The organism is Bacteroides mediterraneensis (assembly GCF_900128455.1).
Classification (GTDB): domain Bacteria; phylum Bacteroidota; class Bacteroidia; order Bacteroidales; family Bacteroidaceae; genus Phocaeicola; species Phocaeicola mediterraneensis.
Genome location: NZ_LT635783.1, coordinates 3,558,439 through 3,579,384 on the forward strand (window position 1 = coordinate 3,558,439; position 20,946 = coordinate 3,579,384).

The 20,946-nt window shown below is 43.0% G+C and carries 11 protein-coding genes; 8 read left to right on the forward strand and 3 right to left on the reverse strand.

Annotated elements, in window-relative coordinates; genetic code table 11:
- Nucleotides 1-15: 15 nt before the first annotated feature.
- On the reverse strand, nucleotides 16-2,997 hold the full coding sequence (locus tag BQ7480_RS15255) for a SusC/RagA family TonB-linked outer membrane protein (protein ID WP_072543515.1): 2,982 nt from the start codon (nucleotides 2,995-2,997) through the stop codon (nucleotides 16-18).
- A gap of 347 nt (nucleotides 2,998-3,344) precedes the next feature.
- Nucleotides 3,345-4,508, reverse strand: a complete 1,164-nt coding sequence (locus BQ7480_RS15260; RefSeq protein ID WP_072543516.1) for a site-specific integrase — start codon at nucleotides 4,506-4,508, stop codon at nucleotides 3,345-3,347.
- Between the two features lie 340 nt (nucleotides 4,509-4,848).
- Here BQ7480_RS15260 and BQ7480_RS15265 point away from each other — a divergent pair, with 340 nt between their 5' ends.
- Nucleotides 4,849-8,016 (forward strand): SusC/RagA family TonB-linked outer membrane protein, encoded by a 3,168-nt coding sequence (locus tag BQ7480_RS15265; protein WP_083581846.1) that lies wholly within the window; start codon nucleotides 4,849-4,851, stop codon nucleotides 8,014-8,016.
- A gap of 25 nt (nucleotides 8,017-8,041) precedes the next feature.
- Nucleotides 8,042-9,640 (forward strand): RagB/SusD family nutrient uptake outer membrane protein, encoded by a 1,599-nt coding sequence (locus BQ7480_RS15270; RefSeq protein ID WP_072543517.1) that lies wholly within the window; start codon nucleotides 8,042-8,044, stop codon nucleotides 9,638-9,640.
- A 144-nt stretch (nucleotides 9,641-9,784) separates the two neighbouring features.
- Here the strand turns inward: BQ7480_RS15270 and BQ7480_RS15275 are convergent, their stop codons facing one another.
- Entirely contained in the window at nucleotides 9,785-10,690 is a 906-nt protein-coding gene (locus tag BQ7480_RS15275) for a glycosyltransferase family protein (RefSeq protein WP_072543518.1), read from the reverse strand.
- A 133-nt stretch (nucleotides 10,691-10,823) separates the two neighbouring features.
- Here BQ7480_RS15275 and BQ7480_RS15280 point away from each other — a divergent pair, with 133 nt between their 5' ends.
- From BQ7480_RS15280 to BQ7480_RS15305, 6 genes are all read left to right on the forward strand, one after another.
- Nucleotides 10,824-15,440, forward strand: a complete 4,617-nt coding sequence (locus tag BQ7480_RS15280; RefSeq protein ID WP_072543519.1) for a translocation/assembly module TamB domain-containing protein — start codon at nucleotides 10,824-10,826, stop codon at nucleotides 15,438-15,440.
- Nucleotides 15,415-17,748 (forward strand): translocation and assembly module lipoprotein TamL, encoded by a 2,334-nt coding sequence (tamL, locus tag BQ7480_RS15285; RefSeq protein ID WP_072543520.1) that lies wholly within the window; start codon nucleotides 15,415-15,417, stop codon nucleotides 17,746-17,748. Before BQ7480_RS15280 ends, tamL begins: the two co-directional genes overlap by 26 nt.
- 105 nt (nucleotides 17,749-17,853) lie before the next feature.
- On the forward strand, nucleotides 17,854-18,258 hold the full coding sequence (locus BQ7480_RS15290) for a hypothetical protein (protein ID WP_139255797.1): 405 nt from the start codon (nucleotides 17,854-17,856) through the stop codon (nucleotides 18,256-18,258).
- A gap of 109 nt (nucleotides 18,259-18,367) precedes the next feature.
- Nucleotides 18,368-18,718 (forward strand): NADH-quinone oxidoreductase subunit A, encoded by a 351-nt coding sequence (locus tag BQ7480_RS15295; protein WP_072543522.1) that lies wholly within the window; start codon nucleotides 18,368-18,370, stop codon nucleotides 18,716-18,718.
- The gene (locus BQ7480_RS15300; protein ID WP_072543523.1) at nucleotides 18,709-19,299 is read left to right on the forward strand and encodes an NADH-quinone oxidoreductase subunit B; all 591 of its coding nucleotides are present in this window, start codon (nucleotides 18,709-18,711) and stop codon (nucleotides 19,297-19,299) included. The genes BQ7480_RS15295 and BQ7480_RS15300 overlap by 10 nt, the downstream gene beginning before the upstream one ends.
- A 14-nt stretch (nucleotides 19,300-19,313) precedes the next feature.
- The gene (locus BQ7480_RS15305) at nucleotides 19,314-20,933 is read left to right on the forward strand and encodes an NADH-quinone oxidoreductase subunit D-related protein (RefSeq protein ID WP_072543524.1); all 1,620 of its coding nucleotides are present in this window, start codon (nucleotides 19,314-19,316) and stop codon (nucleotides 20,931-20,933) included.
- The last annotated feature ends 13 nt before the right edge of the window (nucleotides 20,934-20,946 follow it).

The following is a 20,946-nucleotide window of genomic DNA, read 5'->3' on the forward strand; positions in this document are numbered from 1 at the left end:
CGAATCGTTTTTATATTAAAATTTAATAGTAAGTCCACCGCCAAAGCTTGAAGTATTAGGCACAGAGAAACGTTCAAAGTATCCACTCATGTTATTGTTACCCTGTGATGATTCCGGGTCAAAATTAGGCAAGTTGGCCCAAACCAAGATATTGCGGGCAAATCCATAAACTGAAATATCGAATATACCCATCTTAGGCAGCTGGTAAGTCAGTGTGACGTCACGTAGTTTCACGAAGCTCGTATCATATATACCTGATTCAGAGATATTGTAATAGGCCTGATAGTAAGCTTGTTTGCTGACTTCAACCGTGTTTTTTTCTCCCGTAGCTTCATCAATACCTTCTGCCACCATCGTTCCTTCGTGATAATCAAGAGATTCCTTGGTCGCACCGAAATAGTTCAGTGTCATGTTCGTGCCATGATACATCTTACCGCCTTGCTGCCAGCTCCATGTAGTCTCCAAAGAAAGACGTTTGTAGCGTCCGCCGAAAGTGATACCTGTGGTGAAGTCAGGTGAACAGTTGCCCAAGTTCTGGCTGTCTCCTGTAGCCTGTGGCAGACCGTTAAGCAAAAGAAGATTTCCTTCGCTGTCGCGTTTGAATGCTGCGCCATAGATATTAGGATATGTACATCCTGCCTGAGCTCTGATCTGCGGTTCTACAAAACCACCCAACATGATTGATTCCACACCCGGAGCCAGTTCTACCACTTTATTAACAATCCGAGTGAAGTTAATACCTAAGTTCAAATCATAATCTTTACTCTGCAAGATGGCTGCATTGATTGAGAATTCATGTGCATGTGTACGCATTTTTCCTGCATTAGTCATCATATACTGATAACCTATAGTACCATCTGTCGGTACAGAGAATATCTGGTCTTTTACATTCTGCAAACTATATGTATATTCCATTTTGATTCTACTGTTGAACAGATGCAAGTCAATACCGGCTTCATAGTTGACCGTATTCTGTGGTTTGAGGTTTTCATCATAGACTACATAGTAGGGAACGTATGATGAAACACCGCTTGGAAGAGGATAAGACACCGGAGTATAGGCTAAGAAACCTCCGCCATAAGACGGGGTATAATAGAAATTATTGTAATAATTTCCAGCCTGACCGACTTGTGCAAATGAACCTCTTAATTTACCATAGTTGATTACGCTGTTACCTTCAAGGAAAGGTAGTTTGGTAAATTCCCATCCCAAAGAAACAGAAGGATAGAAGAAGCTACGGCTACCTCTAGGCATTGTGGATACATAGTCATTACGTCCGGTAACAGTCAGATACAGCTGGTCTTTCCATGATACAGATGCACTTCCAAAGAAACCGACCGTACGTTCCCGTCTGGTATATTCACTGGCAGAAGCCAGGTTGGTAGCATTCCCGATAGTGGTAAACCCAGGGAAATTGAAATTACTTGCATAATAGTCCCATGTACGGATATTCTCATCATTGAATTCATTACCTAAGATGATATTCAACCCCCATTCGTCTTCATTTCCGAACCGTCCGTCAAAATTGATGGTAAACAAGTTATTGAATACGTTGTGCTGAGAACCATAATTCTCAATATCACCTCCGGTTAAAGCTGTGGTTGAACCCATTTCTCTTACATCCGAATAGTTGGATGTCCAGATATCCAAACCTGCCTGCTCACGGAACTTCAATGTAAATCCATCTCCCCAGTTCAATTTAGGTTGGTATTCAAGGTAAGCATTTCCAAACACACGATTCGTATGCTGCAAGTATTCGTTGTTGTCTGCCCACCAATAAGGGTTCACGAAAGAAGTGGAACGGAACAATACCTGATTGGTGACATCTCCTGGAGCATGAGTCGGAATGCCTTTCAAGTCATATTCTGCCGGAGCCGAATAAACCACATTCATGATACCATCGTTGGCACCCGGAGCTGAAGTAATCTTCGTAGACGAATAGTTTGCAGAAAAACCTGTGTTCCATTCCTCATTGATTTTCCAGTCAACCAATCCTCTTGCTCCCCAACGGTTCATTCCTGTAGACGGAATAATACCGTTCTGATAAGAGTTGTTCAGACCAAATGAATAATTTACTCCATTAAGGCTCTGAGATATATTCACATTGGTATTTTCAGTGAAACCTGTACCAAGAAAATCACCTACATTGTCATAAATTTGAGGGGTAGTCCAACCGTCCAGTCCTGCTTTAGCACGCTGGGTATTATAATATTGACCTTCGTGCATGCCATATTTAGCAGTATAATCATTATTTGCATTTCCTCCATAAACAGGATCATTAGGCAAATCACTGATTTTAGGTCCCCATGTGCTGGAAGAAGAAGGATTATATGCACTGATGTTATCTCCCTGTGCATACACTGTCTGACGTTCAAATTTTCTTGATACCCGTTGAGCACTCAAGTTTGTAGAGATAGTGACAGCTGGTTTGTTCAGGTTGTTTTTTGCTCCACGTTTGGTTGTAATTACAATCACACCGTTGGAAGCACGGATACCGTACAAGGCAGAAGCAGCCTGTCCTTTAAGTACGTTAATTGTTTCAATATCTTCAGGATTGATATCAATGCTACGGTCGGCATAGTTCGCACCAGTTACAGAACTTCCGGTATCGAAGTCGGCAGAGGTATTAATCGGCATGCCATCAATCACATACAGAGGCTGGTTGTTTCCATCGAACGAGCGGGCACCACGGATAATGATTTGTGAAGAAGCTCCCGGTGCACCAGAAGACTGGCGAACTTCGACTCCAGTCAATTTTCCTTGTATGGCATTGGCCAATGAAGTTGTACCACTTTTACTTAATTCATCAGATTTTAAATCCTGTGCTGCATAACCCAACGCCTTACGGTCGCGTTTGATACCCATTGCGGTTACAACAACCTCATCAAGCTGTTCAGCATCAGATTTCAAAACTACCTTCACCACCGGTTGTACCTTCACTTCCTGTGACTGCATTCCAATGAAGGAAATGACCAAAGTTCCCGCCGAACTAAAGATACTTATAAGTTGCAGACAAACAACACGTTATAAAATCTTCTATTTGTATATGGCTTCTTTAGAACCATTCATAATGGTGAAAATAGCATAGGTTTTCTACCTTGTTTTTACTGATAGAAACAGGAATCTAAAGACATTAATTATTAACTTGTTTGGCATATTCTATGTTTCGTATGTGGAAAACGTATGTTTCCCAATGCAGAAACGTACATTTCCCTATAGGCGAACATACGTTTCTGCCTCAGAAAACATAAAACGTAACAGGACATTGTTCCACCATTGCCCATACTTTTTCATGTTTGCCTGTCCCTTTGATAAAATAGCTATATATCTTTATATAAGGAATACTAGAATTTGCATTTCTTCAAGTCCTTGATGATTGTACTGGAAAATATCTCACTGTAACCTTGCGTTGTTTTTACACTTTGATGACCTAATAGTTTTTGAACCGTAGTTATCTGTGCTCCATTATATATTAAAAGCGTAGCATTCGTATGTCGGGCCGTATGAAATGAAAAATGTTTATCAATTCTCGCCATTATCCCTATTTTCTTCAAATCCTTGTTCACCGATGAATTCGATTTCAAGCGGAAAAAGGAGTTTAAGTCATGTTTGTATTCTTGCAAAAGAAGAAGCGCTTTTCCCTGAAATAACAAATACAATGGGATACTTACCTCTGTATTTGTTTTTACGGTTTTAAACATAAGCCATTTTCCCCCTTTTACCTTTATTATATTCTTCTCGTTAAGGTGTATAAAATCAGAATATCGGACTCCTGTATAACAGCAGAACAGAAATGCCTTCAAGCTGTGAGTCAAAGATTCGGGAAAAGAGGATAAATTCAGTTGCTCCAACTTCCGGATTTCTTCGGGCAACAAAAATGTATGTTTGCTTTGTACTGTTTTTATCTGATAATTCCTGAACGGATAACTTTCAGCTGTCATATAACCTCTTTTTATTGCTTCATTGACGAAGGTCCTTAGTTGCCTCATGTGTTTGGCTATTGTATTCGTTTCATAAAATTTCTGGCGCATGAAGTTCTCAAAATCCTGAAGAAACGAATAAGTGATATCTTCAAAATCAATGGAAGGATGGAAATGATTCAGCAAATCAAGTGTAGTTAGCAAATTCTTTTTTGTGTATTCTTTGCGCGACGATTGTTCTACCCAGTTTCTACCAAAGTATAAAAATGTCATTTTTCCCGTATTCGAATGCACTTTTAGCTTTCGAAAAACAGATAGGTTGACAGGAATATCACGTTTCCAGTACTTCAATTCTTCCCATTGTAGTTCCAACATAAATTCCTCCAACATTCTATTCAGTTCTTCTGCATGAGGGTGATGAATGATTCTACTTCGTGAATTGTCCCATTGTTGCGGATTTACGTAGATTCCTGACGAAATGTAAATCTTTTTGCGATTTTGATATACTTCCACCTGAATAAGGGCTTTTCCACACTTGTTTAACTTCTTTTTGCGATTATACACTAATCGAAAATGGATTTTGTTCATAATATGTGATTTTTAAAAGAATATGCAAATAATATGCATTTTTAGAAAGTCTAATACGTATTTATGTCTGTCCGATTTAAATTAAAAGAAAGAAACTGTTTATGGAAAAAGATTTATATTTCCTTATAGCAAAAAAGTGTAAAGACAAAAAAAGCATATTAATTACTTCTTAAAAACATACTTTTGCACAGAACTCCCTCAGAAAAGTGTTAAAAAGCAACCTTTTGGCTGATTTTTCTTGAAAAAGGTATAAATATTAAAAAATATATCATTACTTTTGCCCCCTGTTAGAGTGAATGAATTTTTATTAATGTAAAGTTAAACTTTAAGAGAGATTTTTATGAAAAGAAAATTGATGCTGTTAATGACCTGCCTGATGATAGGTATCGGTCTGGTAAACGCTCAAATCTCGAAGGTAACTGGTAATGTTACTTCTGAAGAAGATGGTTTACCTGTAGTGGGCGCATCAGTATTGGTAAAAGGTACCACTGTAGGTACTGTTACCGACATTGATGGTAATTTTACGTTGACTAACGTGCCAAGTTCGGCGGGAACTTTGGTCATTTCCTTCATCGGAATGCAGACTCAGGAAGTGAAGGTTGCTTCTGTCGTAAAAGTGGTGTTAAAGTCTGATGCCGAGGTGCTTGATGAAGTTGTGGTAACCGCTTACGGAACCGCTAAAAAAGGAACATTTACAGGTTCTGCCGCAGTTATGAATGCGGATAAGATTGAACAACGTCAGGTTTCGAATGTAACCAATGCCTTAGCTGGTGCTGTAGCTGGTGTACAAGTCCAGAGCTCAAATGGACAGCCTGGTACTTCGGCCACGATTCGTGTACGTGGTGTGGGTTCTATCAATGCGGGACAAGATCCGTTGTATGTAGTGGATGGCGTACCATTTGATGGTGACCTTTCCTCTCTCAACACATCTGATATTGAATCACTCACAGTATTGAAGGATGCCGCTTCTACCGCATTGTATGGTGCACGTGGTGCTAACGGTATCATTATGATTACAACCAAAAAAGGTAAACAAGGTAAGGCGGTCGTTAATTTTGACGCAAAATGGGGTTCAAACTCTCGTGCTATCAAAAACTACGATGTATTAACTAGCACTGCCGAATACTTGGAAACAGAATATCGCGCCATCTATAATACTGGATTATATAGCTTAGGTTACGATGCCGCAGCAGCACATGCCTACGCTAACAGCAAAATCATGACAGGCACAGAAGGTGGTAACGGTTATCAAATCTATACTTTACCTGAAGGAGAATCATTGATTGGTACAGACGGTAAATTGAATCCAAATGCAAAACTCGGCTATAGTGACGGTACATATTATTATACACCGGATAACTGGTCAGACGAAATGTTCAAGCCGACATTGCGTGAAGAATACAACCTGTCAATTTCCGGTAGTACAGACCGCAATAACTTCTATGCTTCTTTGTCATACTTGAATGATGGTGGTCTTATTTCTGGTTCAGGTTTCAAGCGTTATTCAGGACGTGTCAGAGATGACTATCAGGTTAATAAATGGTTAAAGGTAGGTGCAAATGTAAATTACAACTACTCAAAAAGCTATTATCCGGGCGACCAGACAACCTCAAACTCTAGTGGTAACGCATTTATGATGGCTAACTGGATTGCTCCTATCTACCCAATGTATGTTCGTGATGCAAATGGAAATATCATGACCAACCAAGGGCGTAAAGTATATGATTACGGTGATGGACAGTCTACCAATTTCTCACGTACATTCATGTCTATATCTAACCCGGCCGGCCAGCTGGCTTATGACAAGACAGAATATTTAATGGATATCCTGAACTCTTCATGGTATGCTGAAATCTCACCGATAAAAGGTTTGACCATCACAGCACGCTATGGTTTGAATATTGACAACACCCGTTACCACAGCTTGCAGAACGCTTATATGGGACAGTTTGCTTCAATGGGCGGTGCTGCTTATCAGGTACAAATGCGTACAACAGGTTTTGACCAGCAATATGTGGCAAATTACCAATTCTCTTTAGCCGACATCAACCATTTCGATATCACTGCCGGTTATGATGGCTACACATACAATTATGAAGAAGTAAGTGCTTCCGGCTCATGCCTGTATAACCCTGAAAGTTTCTTTGTAGGAAACGCTATCAACCAGAAAAATGGTAGTGGTTATGCTGATCAATATACGACGAAAGGTTATTTTGCCCGTGTAAACTATTCTTATGACGATAAATACATTGGAAATGTTTCTTACCGTCGTGATGCTTCTTCACGTTTTGCTCCAGACAAACGTTGGGGTGACTTCTGGTCTGCTAGTGCTGCTTGGGTTATCTCAAAAGAAAACTTTATGCAAGATTACGATTGGATTAACATGTTGAAGCTGAAAGCATCTTTCGGACAGCAAGGAAACGATGCAATTGGTAACTACTACGCATGGCTTGACCAGTATTCAATAAGTGGCTCCAACAGCATTTTCTCTGATGGTACACTTTCATATAAAGGAAATCCGGACTTGACATGGGAAACCTCTACTTCATACAATGTGGGTGTGGATTTTGCCTTGTTCAACAGCAGATTGAATGGTACAGTTGAATACTTCGGACGTAAATCCACAGATATGCTTTACTACAAACCAGTTGCAGGTAGTCTTGGATATAGCCAAATTCCTATGAACGTAGGTTCAATGACTAACTCTGGTGTAGAAATTGATTTGAATGGAGTGATTTTACAAAACAAGAACGTGGATTGGAGCGCCAACTTCAATGCTACCTTCCTGAACAACAAAATCAATAAGCTGCACCCGGACTTGAAAGGTCAGTTGATTGATGGTACCCGTATTTATGAAGAAGGTGAATCAATGTATAGATTGTATTTGCCAGAATGGGCAGGTGTCAATCCAGAAAATGGTGTTGCTCAATATTGGGCTGAAGACGAAAACGGCAATAGAATTAAAACGGAAGATTTAAATATCGCAAACCAATATAAAGTTGCAACCGGCGACTTGCTGCCGACTGTCTATGGTGGTTTCGGTACTTCAATCAACGCCTTTGGCTTCGACGCTTCTATACAGCTGTCTTATCAGTTAGGTGGTACAATCCTTGATTATGGTTATCAGATGTTGATGCACAATGGCTATGAATCAGATGCCGGACGTAACTTCCACACAGATATCCGTAACGCATGGACACCTGAAAATACGAATACAGATGTACCTCGTCTGAGTGCTTCTGACAAATATGCAAACAGCAATTCTACCCGTTGGTTAACTAGTTCTGACTATTTGTCATTAAACAATATCACTATTGGTTATACATTACCGACTAACCTGATTTCAAAGATTGGCTTAAGCAAATTGCGTGTTTATTTCACAGCAGACAACCTTGCCTTGTGGTCAGCTCGTAAAGGTCTTGACCCTCGTCAGAGCTTTACATCAGCTTCAACAGCTACTTATACAGCAATCCGTACCATCTCAGGTGGTGTTAGTTTAAGTTTCTAATTATTTAATCTAAGCAAACTATAAAATGAAGACAAAATATTTTTTGACATTAGCTGCAATTTCCTCTATAGCCTTAAGCAGCTGTGAAGATTTGGATACGCTTCCAGATGGCTCAACTGTAACTTCTCAGCAGAAGGAAGAGATTGCAGAAAACAAACCAGAACGTGCAGAAGCGGGTGTAACAGCTATCTTTGCCCAATTTACGCAATACGGGCCTAACTATACAGCTTTTGGCGGTTTGAGACACAATGACATCGGTTATCCAAGCATCATGATGGCTACAGATGCCAACGGTCAGGATGTCGTAATGGAAAACAATGGCTATAACTGGGCTGCAAGCAGCTTGGATTATTCAGACAGAACCAATACCAGCTATGAATCACAAATGGTTTGGAATGATTTATATCAAATTATCTTCAATACCAACAATGTGATTTCTTCTATTGACCCTGAAACAGAAGATTCTCAGAGCCAGTTCTTTTTGGCACAAGGATTGGCTGGAAGAGGATTTGCTTATCTGACATTGGCCCAATTGTATCAATTCAATTATAAAGGACATGAATCATCTCCTTGTGTGCCGTTAATCACGAATGAAAATTCAAATGAGGCTGCATTAAATGGAGCAGAACGTTCCACTGTATCTGAAGTATTTACATTGATTAAACAAGACTTGGATACGGCCATTGAATTGCTGAGCAAATCTGATTATGCACGTAAAGACAAACGCTATATTGATTTAGCGACAGCATACGGATTGCGCGCTCGTATGAATCTGGTCATGCAGAATTATCCAGAAGCCGCAGCAGATGCTACATCTGCAATAGAAAATTCTTCTGCAACTCCGTCGTCACTGGATGAGACTGGTTTACCGGCATTTTGGGATTCTGAATCTGAAAACAACTGGATGTGGGGAATCATTGTTGCAGAAACAGACGATGTGGTATCTTCAGGTATTGTAAACTGGATTTCACACAACGGAACCTTCAATTATGGATATTGTTGGTATAGTGGTGGTCATCAAATAAGCAAATCATTATATAACACGATATCTGATACAGATGTACGCAAGAGCTGGTGGAGTGATGGAGAAGGTAAAAATACCAGATTAACTCCTGCCTATCAACAATTCCTGGTAGATTATGGATATCGTCCATATACAAGCTGCAAGTTTGCTCCTTACGGAGGTTACAGCGATGCAAACCTGGGAGCAGATACGAATGCCAATGATATGCCGTTGATGAGAATTGAAGAAATGTATTATATCAAGGCTGAAGCTGAAGCCATAACCACGGGAAGCACAGCAACTTTAGTTAATTTTGTAAAGACATATCGTGACCCGGAATATCAGTTTAACGGTGGAAATGTTCAGGACGAAATATTACGCCAAAAAAGAATTGAGTTTTGGGGTGAAGGCCTTATATGGTATGACTTTATGCGCTTGAATAAGGGTATTGACCGCCGTGGTGCCGGTTATCCAAACTCAACTATGGTATTTAACATCCCAGCTGGTGACAATATTCTGCTGTGGCGTATCCCTGAAACTGAAATTCAGGCTAATCCGGCATTGACAGAAGATGAAAACAACCCTGTTGCACCAACTCCTTCACCAGTTGCAGATATTTAAAAATCTACAAAGTAGCAATTTACCTTTGGAGAGGCTGTCACTGAAAGGCAGCCTCTTTCTTTTTTCCAAAATCACAGGCAGAAAAAAGCCGGAACCACAGTTCTCTGCAGTTCCGGCTCCAGTTTATATGATTATCCGTTGTTATCAGAACAGTTTAGAAGGATACTCACCTGCATCCACCAAAGCCTGAATCTTGTCCACCACGCTCTGACGGTCGGCAGCGTATGTCACACCGAACCACTTGGAAGTAGTATCCAGCACTTTTACAGTAGCAGTACCCTCATTAATCAATTTATTCACCATCAACGGAATGAAGTATTCACATTTCAAGTTTTCAATGTTAGCTTTCAGGAACTCTACGAAATAGTCTTCAGAATATTTGAAATAATCTGGAGTGAATCCCCACATGTTCATTGAAACAGGCGTATTGTCTTCAATACCTACCCATTCGCCTTTTTCATCTTTATAAGAAACGACTCCGTTCACACGCATGATTTCCGTACGTTCTACCACAGTAGTCAGATGGGCATTCTCGTCGGTAGAACAGATGCCACGGGCTACAGAACCGCTATCAGACAATGTATTTCCTACACGGAAACCAACCATACAGTAATCGTTCTTTGTCCCTTCAGGAAGTTCTGACAAGTATTTGCCAATTACGGCAAAACTGTCACGACCATAGAAGTCATCTGCATTGATTACCGCAAACGGTTCTTTAATCACATCTTTTCCCATCAATACAGCATGGTTTGTTCCCCAAGGCTTCACACGCCCCTCCGGACAAGTAAAACCTTCCGGCAAGTTTGTCAAATCCTGGAACACGACTTCTACAGGAATATGATTTTCATATTTACTTACAATCTTTTCACGGAAATCTTTTTCAAAATCACGACGGATTACGAAGACCAATTTCCCGAAACCACCACGAATCGCGTCAAAAATTGAATAATCCATGATTGTTTCACCATTAGGACCCAGTCCATCAAGTTGTTTCAAGCCACCGTAACGACTCCCCATACCGGCAGCCAATACAAATAAAGTTGGTTTCATAAAGTTGTATATAAATTTAGTAACTCCACAAAGGTAAACAAATAATGTGATTTCAACCCACAGTTCATAAACAAAATGTATCACTATTTGGTTCTTTTTTGTATATTCGCAATATCTAAGTGCTCAAAAGCGTATGAAAAAGTATATAAAATGGGGAGGAATTGTACTGGCAAGTCCATTCATTCTTTTCATCCTACTATGCATATTGATTTATATACCCCCTGTCCAGAACTTTATTGTGGACAAGGCCACCGCGTATGCTTCAGAGGCTACAGGCATGCAAATTCATATACAACGTATTTCTTTGTCGTTTCCGCTGAACCTGGTCGTACATGAAACCACCGTAAAAAACCAGAAAGAGACTCTGCTGGACGTAGAAGAACTGACCGTGAGAATCCAACTGCTTCCCCTGCTGAAAAAACAAATAGAAGTGGATGGAGTGGGACTGAAAAATGCGTCTGTAAATACGTCCAACCTGATTGAAGGTATGTCGCTGAAAGGAAGTCTGGAGGAATTTTTTCTGAAATCGCATGGTGTGGATCTGACGCCGGAAACAGCCGTTCTCAATGAGCTGACATTGAAAAATGCGGATTTAAAAATGTGTCTGGCCGATACCACCGCTCAGGATACCACCCAAAGCGCACCGACCTTCTGGAAATTCAGACTGGAAAAAATCGACCTGCACAATGTCAGCTTCCAAATGGATATGCCACTCGATACGATGAATTTCGGAATTGTAGTAAAAAACGCTTCTCTGCGTGACGGACTGGTCGATCTGCATAAAGAAGCTTATTCGGCCAATAAGTTCAAACTGTTGAACAGCCGTCTATTCTATAATTCAGGGAATTCAGCTCCACAGGAGAAAGGCTTGGACCCTTCACATATTGTGCTTTCTGATGTAAACCTGCAACTGGACTCCCTCTATTATCAAGGTAACAATATCCGTGCGTTACTGCATCAATTCGAATTAAAAGAGCGTTCCGGACTGGAAATCACCTCTTCGGAAGGTAAGTTACAGGCAGACGACAAAGCAATCCGTGTACCAGGACTGCAAATCAAAACCCCCAATTCTTTCATAACCTTCAACGCCACTGCCGACTGGTCTGTGACCGAACAGAATCAAGACGGAGTACTAGAAGGACAGTTAATGGCCGAAATCGGGAAAACTGATTTGTTCAAACTTATTCCCGACATGCCGAAGGAGTTTATCCAAGCGTTCCCGTCTGCCCCATTGCAAATCCGAATGGACATAAACGGAACCCTACAGGATTTAAAGCTGGCAACGTGTCAGATGAAAATTGCAGATTGTTTCCGGATGGAAGCTAACGGTACAATCAAACATGTACTTGACAGCATATCCAGAGAGGGTGTCATCAACCTGAATACGAATTTCTACCGGATGAATTTTCTGGAAAGCCTGACGGGAGGTATGCTAATTCCTTCGGGGACACAACTTCAAGGTAAGGCGCAAATGAAAGGGAATGACCTGCAGGCAGAAACCCGATTGAACCACAAGGAAGGCTATGTGGAACTGGACGGGAAGTATAACCTTTTGACAGAAGCCTATCAGGCGGATTTGAATATAGACCAACTGAATCTGCATAATTTTATGCCGATGGACTCTCTGTTCGCACTGTCTGCCCAGGCACACGTAAAAGGAAAAGGTTTCGACTTCTTCTCCCCTCGTACGTGGTTAAAGGCAGATGCCGCACTTTCTCATCTGCAATATGCCTCACACACACTTTCCGGAGTACAGCTTCACGCAGGACTAAAAAACTCACAGGCGAACATGACACTGAACATCAAAGACAATGTCATGCAAATTTCCTCTCAACTGGACGCTTCATTGCATCCGTCACGCGTCAAAGCCGACGGACTGATTCAGATTGCTGATTTAGACTTATATGGAATGGGGCTAGTCAAAACGCCTTTTAAGACTGCAAGCAACATTGATCTTCATTTGAACACCAATATGAAGAAAAGCCATGGAATACGAGTGTCTGTCAAAGATATCCGGTTAATCACAGAGAAACAGACCTACAAGACAAAAGACCTTCACATGGGATTTACCACGGCACGCGATTCCATTCATAGTTTTGTGAATGCAGGCGACCTGACCTTCCTGTTCCGAAGCAAGGGAGGGATTGACGAGCTGGGCTATCAGTTCAACAAGCTGACACAGGCATTTGATACCCAATGGAAAAACAGACATATCGACCCGGCCCTGCTGAGAGAACTATTGCCTAATGCCCAACTTCGTATCTTTGCAGGCAAAGACAATCCGGTATCCAACACACTGGCCATCCGTAAAATCAATTTCGACCGCATGAATGTAAACGTGCAGACCTCGCCAGAAAACGGTCTGAACGCAAGCATGAATCTATACGGATTAAGGACCGACAGTCTGGCACTGGACACGATTTTCTTCAATGCATCACAGCAAACCGAGAAAATCATACTCAGCAGTGGTATCATTGCGAACGACAAGCCTTTCCAAGAGGCCTTCGACATCACTCTCCACGGAGATGTGGATACAAATAAAATAAATGCAACCATAGAATATCTGAATGGGAAAAAGGAATGTGGGGTCAATATCGGCATGACAGCCGGATTGCAGAAAAAAGGTATCAGTCTGCATATCAACCCCTTCGACCCGACACTGGTGTATCGGAAATTTACGGTAAATCCTGACAACTACATCTATCTGAGAGACGACGGGCGTATTCTAGCCGACCTTTCCATCCATGATGAAATGCGTACAGGCATCAGTCTTTATTCTACTCCTGATTCTACGGCGCAACAGGACCTTACCCTTACATTAAACCAGATCAATATTGGAGAATTCAAACGGGTCATTCCTTACATGCCGGATATCAGTGGTGTCATCAATGCCGAGGCACATTACGTGCAAACAGACGGCACAGACATGATTTCGCTGGAAAACAGTGTAGACCAACTGGCCTATAACGGCATTGCATTGGGCGACTGGACATTAAGTGCGGTTTACTTACCCAAACAAAGTGGAGAACAAAGTATCAATGGTTTCATTACCCGAAACAATCAGGAGATTGCGAGCATAGACGGTTCCTATTTCCCGGCAAAAGAAGAAGGCAACGACCATATCAATGCAGAAATGGCTCTACACCATTTCCCGCTGGAAATTGCCAATTCTTTCATACCCGACCAAATGGCTATCTTGAGTGGAGACATAGACGGAACCATGAAGGTCTCGGGTAACAGCGCCAGCCCTTTGATGAACGGACAAATCAATCTGGACAGTGTGAATATCTACATTCCACAAGCTTCCCTGAATCTCCGTTTTGATGACAGACCTGTGGAGGTGAAAGATAGCAAACTGACATTCAACCGCTTTAAGATTTTCACCAAAGGGAAAACACCGTTTACCATTGACGGAAGCGTAGATATGGCAGACCTCAGTCAAATGAAAATGGATTTGAAAATGGATGCCAACAACTTTGAGCTGCTGAATGCCAAACAAACCAAACGTTCGCTCGTATTCGGAAAACTATACGTAGACTTCCACTCTACACTCAAAGGTACTCCGGACAACATGACCATACGTGGCAACATGAATATATTAGGCAACAGTGACTTTACCTATATATTACAGGATTCTCCTCTTACCGTGGAAGACAAGCTGGGAGAAACGGTAACATTCATGAACTTCAGTGATACGACTTCTGTCAACCGGAGAATATTACCGGCTCTGACATTGGGAGGTATCGACATGTTGATGACTCTCCACATTGATGAAGCTGTGCAATGCCGGGTCAACTTGGATGAGAAAGGAAGCAACTATATGTATTTTGAAGGAGGGGGCGACTTATCTTTCCAATATACTCCCGCTGGAAGCATCATATTAAGCGGAAAATATTCTCTTCTGAGCGGAGAAATGAAGTACCAGCTGCCTATCATTCAGCTGAAGACATTCCACATACAAAGCGGAAGCTATATACAGTGGAGTGGAAATGCCATGAATCCGCAACTGAACATCAAGGCAACGGAAAGGGTACGTTCGTCTGTGACACAGGAAGGGCAGGCTTCACGTATGGTCAATTTCGATGTAGGCGTAAATATTACCAACACATTGGAGGACTTGGGATTTACCTTCATCATCGATGCGCCGGAAGATGGTACCATGCAGAACGAACTGGCTTCCATGTCGGCCGAAGACAAGAATAAGGTGGCTGTCACCATGCTGGTGACCGGCATGTACCTGACGGAAGGAAGTACATTAGGAGGTGGAGGCGGAAGCAGTGTGATGAACTCATTCCTGCAAGACCAGATTTCGAAAGTGGCCGGAAGCGCCCTCAAGACCATCGACGTGAACTTCGGCATCGAAACCAACAATGGCGAAGAAACCGGACAGACGAGCACGGATTATAACTTCCAGTTTGCCAAACGGTTCTGGAACAACCGTATCCGGGTTGTCATTGGCGGAAAGGTCTCCACCGGAAATAACGTACAACAGGATGAGTCTTTCATCGACAATATTTCATTGGAGTATCGTCTGGACAATAGCGGAACACGATATGTAAAACTTTTCCACGACAAGAACTATGAAAGTATCCTCGACGGAGAAGTAACCGAAACAGGCGTAGGTATCGTATTGCGTAAGAAAGTAAGCAAAGTAGGTGAATTGTTTATTTTCAGGAAAAAAGAAAAAGCACCCGTTGAAGCTGTAAAAAAAGAGGAAGATGAGAATGAAGATGAAAATAAAGATAAATAGCCGTTTCCTGACAGGACTTCTGCTGCTAGTGATAATGGCCGCATGTTCTACCACCAAGCATCTCCCGGAGGATGAGCTGCTTTACATCGGTACGCCTTCTCCTCAGATTGTAGGATACAACCCGGAGGATGAGGGGGAAGCCACTCTGGAAGAAGTACAGGGAGCTTTGAACGTGGCACCGAACAATTCCTTTTTCGGCAGCCCCAATCTTCGTATCCCTTTTCCACTTGGATTGTGGGTATATAACCGTTTCGAACGTTACGAGAAAGGCATCGGAAAATGGATTTTCAAGAAACTGGCAGCCGACCCTATCTATGTGTCGACGGTCAATCCGGAAACCCGTACCAAAGTAGCCAGCAACTTGCTGCGTGAAAACGGTTTCTTCCAAGGAAACGTAACGGTAAAAGTAGATACGGCCAAAAATCCCAAGAAGGCAAAACTACTGTATACCATTTATACGGGACAACGTTACAAACTGGATTCAATAAGCTACGTGGGATTCTTTGGTAAAGCAGATACGTTGATTCAAAAATCCTATGAAGAGCGCTTGCTTAAAAGGGAGGATGAGTTTTCCGTCAGCAAACTGGACGAAGAAAGAAACCGGCTGGTGGAATTGTTCCGTAACAACGGGTATTACTATTATCGTTCCGACTTTATTACATTCTTGGCCGACACACTGATTCGCCCGGGATATGTCAATTTAAAAATCGTACAGAAGCAGAATATTCCGGAAGACGGATTGCGTACTTACTACATCGGGAATACGAAAATCAACTTAATCGGATACAATGGGGAACAGCCGGAGGACTCCCTGAATTTTCATAACTTCACCATCAATTATGCCGGGAAAAGACCAGGCATACGGTATGGAGTGCTTCGCCGACGTTTCCTGTACCGTAGCGGAGAAACGTATTCGCAAATACGCCAAGACTATACACAGCAGGCTTTGTCAAGACTGGGGGTATTCAAGTTCAATGACTTTAAATATACTCCCCGTCCGGGAAAAGACACCCTGGACATTACGGTCAATGCCATGTTCGACCTGCCTTATGACAGCGAGCTGGAACTGAATGTCACCACCAAAAGTACGAAACAGACGGGGCCGGGAGCAAAGTTCAACCTTTCAAAGAAGAATTTTAAAAGGATGGGTGCCTCATTGAACCTGGAACTGTCAGGGTCTTACGAATGGCAGACCAGTTCTACGGTGGACGGTGAAAGTTCCGTAATGAATTCATACGAATTAGGAGCGGCGCTGTCATTGAACTTTCCCCGACTGATCCTCCCGTGGATACGAAACCGGGTAGACCCGTTCCGCTTTCCGTCGGAAACTAACTTCAAGATTTATGCCGAGCAATTAAATCGCGCACGTTATTTCAAAATGTTATCATTCGGAGGAACCGTGTCCTACAGTTTCCAGCCCAAACGCAGTATCAAGCATACGGTCACACCGCTACATCTGGCCTTCAATACCTTACAGAACCGTACGGCCCGTTTCGACTCCATCGCGAATGCCAACCCGATGCTGTTTCATAGCTTGGATGACCAGTTTATTCCTTCGCTGACTTACACCGTTACCTACGACAACAGTTTCCGGAAGAAAAAGAACCAGATATGGTGGGAAAACTCGTTGACCTCGGCCGGTAACGTAACTTCCATGATTTATGCAGCCTTCGGTCAAAAGTTCAGCACCAAAGAAAAGAAACTGTTGGGAACCCCGTTCGCACAGTTCCTGAAATACTCTTCAGAAATCCGGTTCCTTCACCATATCAGTGAAAAGCAGCAAGTAGCCGCACGCCTCATGGGAGGAGTTATCTGGGCATACGGAAACAAGACAATCGCACCCTACAGTGAGCAGTTCTATGTGGGAGGTGCCAACAGTATCCGTGCTTTTACGGTCCGCTCCATTGGACCCGGAAGATTCCACCCCACGAACACTGCCAGCTATTCCTACGTGGACGAAACCGGTGACATCAAACTGGAGGCCAATCTGGAATACCGTTTCCGCATTCTGTCGAATTTCATGGGAGGCAACCTGAACGGTGCCACTTTCCTGGATGCCGGCAATGTATGGCTGATGCGGAAAGACGAGGCCCGTCCGGAAGCAGAATTCAGTCTGGATAAATTCTTCGACAGCATCGCACTCGGAACAGGAGTCGGACTACGCTACGACCTCTCCTTCCTCATCCTGCGTCTGGACTTCGGAATCGCTCTTCACGTGCCTTACGAAACTGGTAAAAAAGGATATTACAACATTCCTCGATTCAAAGACGGGATGGGAATTCATTTTGCCATAGGATATCCATTCTAATCTCCGGCAACCGGATTGACAAGAAAATTTAATGCAATTACAGATTATGGTATCAAAATAATTACCTACCTTTGCAGCGTTTTTGAAGGTATTAAGGTTTGTGGAATGAATAAGTGGAAGATTTTTGCTTTTCTATCAATAATCACTCTTATGACATTATTCATAGGAGGTGACCTTTATGCCTTCTATCCAGACTTCCGGCAAGAAGAAAATGCAGTAAAAGAACAAACAGAAAGCTGCATCCATTCGCATCCAGACCATACTACTTCAAAAGCTGTGGAGCATTTGATTTCCAACGGGAAAGCAAACATTCCTCATAAATTTCTGTGCGTACAGGCACAAAAGGAGTTTGACGGGAAATTTTTCCTTACGGCTTGCTGGACAAAAGAATATCTGACACACAGGCCTCCTCTTTATTTGCATACCTCCTATCAAAAGCATTCTAAACACCCTTATACACATTTAAATCGAATCTACTATTTATATACCCTCGAAAAAATCCTGATTTAATACTATCTAAGATTCTTCACTGTTTCGGATACACCACTTGGACAAACAGAGGTTTGACGTATCAGAAACAGCCACACCTATTTATGTATCATCAAAAATTCTTAGATATATGTTTTTTACATTTATTATTGTAGTTATTCTGACAGCCGTCGTTCTTGTCGCTGCAGCAATGGCCATTGCAAAGTTACTTGCTCCAAGGTCATTCAACCCCCAGAAGGGAGAGCCGTACGAATGTGGTATCCCTACTCGCGGACAATCATGGGTACAGTTCAGAGCTGGTTACTACCTGTTCGCTATCCTGTTCCTGATGTTCGACATCGAAACGGTATTTCTTTTCCCGTGGGCAGTAGTGGCAAGTCAGGTAGGAGTATATGCACTGGTCAGTGTAGGATTCTTCTTGGTTGTCTTAATTTTAGGCCTGGCATACGCCTGGCGGAAAGGAGCGCTTGAATGGAAGTAAAAAAAGCAACCTCCATCCGTTCTATGAAGTACGAAGACTTCAAGAACAACGATTATTTGGAAGAGATGGTACGTCGTCTGAACATGGACGGGGCAGGTATCATCTTAGGTACAGTAGACGAACTGATCAACTGGGGGCGAAGCAATTCTTTGTGGAGCCTTACCTTCGGAACCAGCTGTTGCGCCATCGAGTTCATGGCCTTGGGAGCAGCCCGCTATGACATGGCCCGCTTCGGATTTGAAGTAACCCGTAACTCTCCTCGTCAGGCAGACATGATTATGGTACTGGGAACCATCACCTACAAGATGGCTCCGGTATTAAAACGTCTGTACGACCAGATGGCCGAACCGAAATACGTGGTGGCAGTAGGCGGATGTACTATTTCCGGTGGTCCGTTCATCAAATCCTATCACGTTGTAAACGGTATTGACAAAATTATCCCGGTAGACGTATATATTCCGGGATGTCCTCCACGACCGGAAGCCTTCTTCTACGGAATGATGCAACTCCAGCGTAAAATCAAAGTGGAACGTTTCTTAGGAGGCGTAAACCGCAAAGAAAAAGAGGAATCAACCAAGTAAAAAAGAAAATGCAAATGGAAATTGAAAAAATAAAACGCATTACTCCTGAAGCGGAAATCAGCCAGGCTGGTGAAACGGTGGTCAAAATACCGGCAGACAAGCTGCATGCCACAGCCAAAGCCCTGCACGATGACAAAGAGGAGCCCATGGATTTCTTGCGTGACATCGTAGGAATGGACTGGGGAGAAGAAGGGCTTGGAGCGCTCTATCTTTTGGAGTCTACTCGCACAGGAGCCAAAATCATCCTCAAATCTGTAGCAGCCGACCGGGAAAAAGCATTTTTACCGACTGTTAGTGATTTGTGGAAAACAGCCCTCATCAAAGAGCGTGAAGTGTACGACTTTTTCGGCATCTGCTTCCTGAACCATCCGGATATGCGCCGTATCTTCCTGCGTGAAGACTGGAAAGGTTATCCGATGCGCAAGGATTATGACATGAACTCCAATCCGCTGCAGATGGACAACGAAGAGAACGCCGACCTCACCGACGAATACTTCCTCCGCCCGGACGGTACACTCGAAGGACGCAAAAACGTAGTGTTTGGAGAAGATGACTTCGTAGTGAACATCGGTCCTCAGCACCCTTCTACGCATGGTGTATTGCGTATGCGCACCTCACTCGACGGTGAAAACATCCGCAAGATTGACCCGATTCTGGGCTACATCCACCGAGGCATCGAGAAAATGAACGAAAGCCTGACTTATCCGCAGACATTGGCCCTGACCGACCGTCTGGATTACCTGAGTGCCCATCAGAACCGTCACGCCTTGTGTATGTGTATCGAAAAGGCGGCGGGAATCGAAATCCCGGAACGTGCCTTGTATATCCGTACCATCATGGACGAACTGCAACGTATCGATTCTCACCTGCTGTTCTATTCTTGTCTGGTGATGGATATGGGTGGACTGACTCCGTTCTTCTATGGTTTCCGTGAACGTGAAATGATTCTGGATATCTTTGAAGAAACTACTGGAGGACGTCTGATTCAGAACTATAACATGATTGGAGGTGTACAGGCCGACATTCATCCCACTTTCCAGCAGAAAGTGAAAGAATTCATCAAGCACCTGCGCAGTGTCATTCAAGATTATCACGACATCTTCACTTCCAACGTCATCGCCGACACCCGTCTGAAAGGCGTGGGAATTCTGTCAAAGGAAGATGCCATCTCACTGGGTTGTACGGGAGGTACCGGACGTGCTTCCGGATGGGCCAACGACGTACGCAAACATCATCCTTATGCCCTGTATGACAAGGTAGACTTCAAGGAAATCACTTATACAGAGGGAGACTCCTTTGCCCGTTACATGGTACGTATGGACGAAATCATGGAATCTTGTCACATCATCGAACAGCTGATTGACAACATTCCGGAAGGCGAATTCCGGGCAAAGACCAAACCTATCATCAAGTTGCCGGGAGGCGTGTTCACTTCCTCAGTTGAGACCAGCCGTGGAGAGTTCGACGTGGTGCTCGAGAGCCATGGAGACAAGGTGCCTTACCGCCTGCACTACCGCTCTACGGGACTTCCATTGGTTCATGCCATGGATACGGTTTGCCGCGGAACAAAGATCGCAGACTTAATCGCCATTGGAGGTACACTCGACTTTGTCATTCCTGACATTGACCGATGATATTCCGGTCAAA

Excerpts from the sequence above, each read along its gene's own strand:
- BQ7480_RS15260 (WP_072543516.1), bottom strand. The coding sequence starts at position 4,508 with ATGAACAAAATCCATTTTCGATTAGTGTATAATCGCAAAAAGAAGTTA.
- BQ7480_RS15265 (WP_083581846.1), top strand. The coding sequence starts at position 4,849 with ATGAAAAGAAAATTGATGCTGTTAATGACCTGCCTGATGATAGGTATC.
- BQ7480_RS15270 (WP_072543517.1), top strand. The coding sequence starts at position 8,042 with ATGAAGACAAAATATTTTTTGACATTAGCTGCAATTTCCTCTATAGCC.
- BQ7480_RS15275 (WP_072543518.1), bottom strand. The coding sequence starts at position 10,690 with ATGAAACCAACTTTATTTGTATTGGCTGCCGGTATGGGGAGTCGTTAC.
- BQ7480_RS15280 (WP_072543519.1), top strand. The coding sequence starts at position 10,824 with ATGAAAAAGTATATAAAATGGGGAGGAATTGTACTGGCAAGTCCATTC.
- tamL (WP_072543520.1), top strand. The coding sequence starts at position 15,415 with ATGAAGATGAAAATAAAGATAAATAGCCGTTTCCTGACAGGACTTCTG.
- BQ7480_RS15290 (WP_139255797.1), top strand. The coding sequence starts at position 17,854 with ATGAATAAGTGGAAGATTTTTGCTTTTCTATCAATAATCACTCTTATG.
- BQ7480_RS15295 (WP_072543522.1), top strand. The coding sequence starts at position 18,368 with ATGTTTTTTACATTTATTATTGTAGTTATTCTGACAGCCGTCGTTCTT.
- BQ7480_RS15300 (WP_072543523.1), top strand. The coding sequence starts at position 18,709 with ATGGAAGTAAAAAAAGCAACCTCCATCCGTTCTATGAAGTACGAAGAC.
- BQ7480_RS15305 (WP_072543524.1), top strand. The coding sequence starts at position 19,314 with ATGGAAATTGAAAAAATAAAACGCATTACTCCTGAAGCGGAAATCAGC.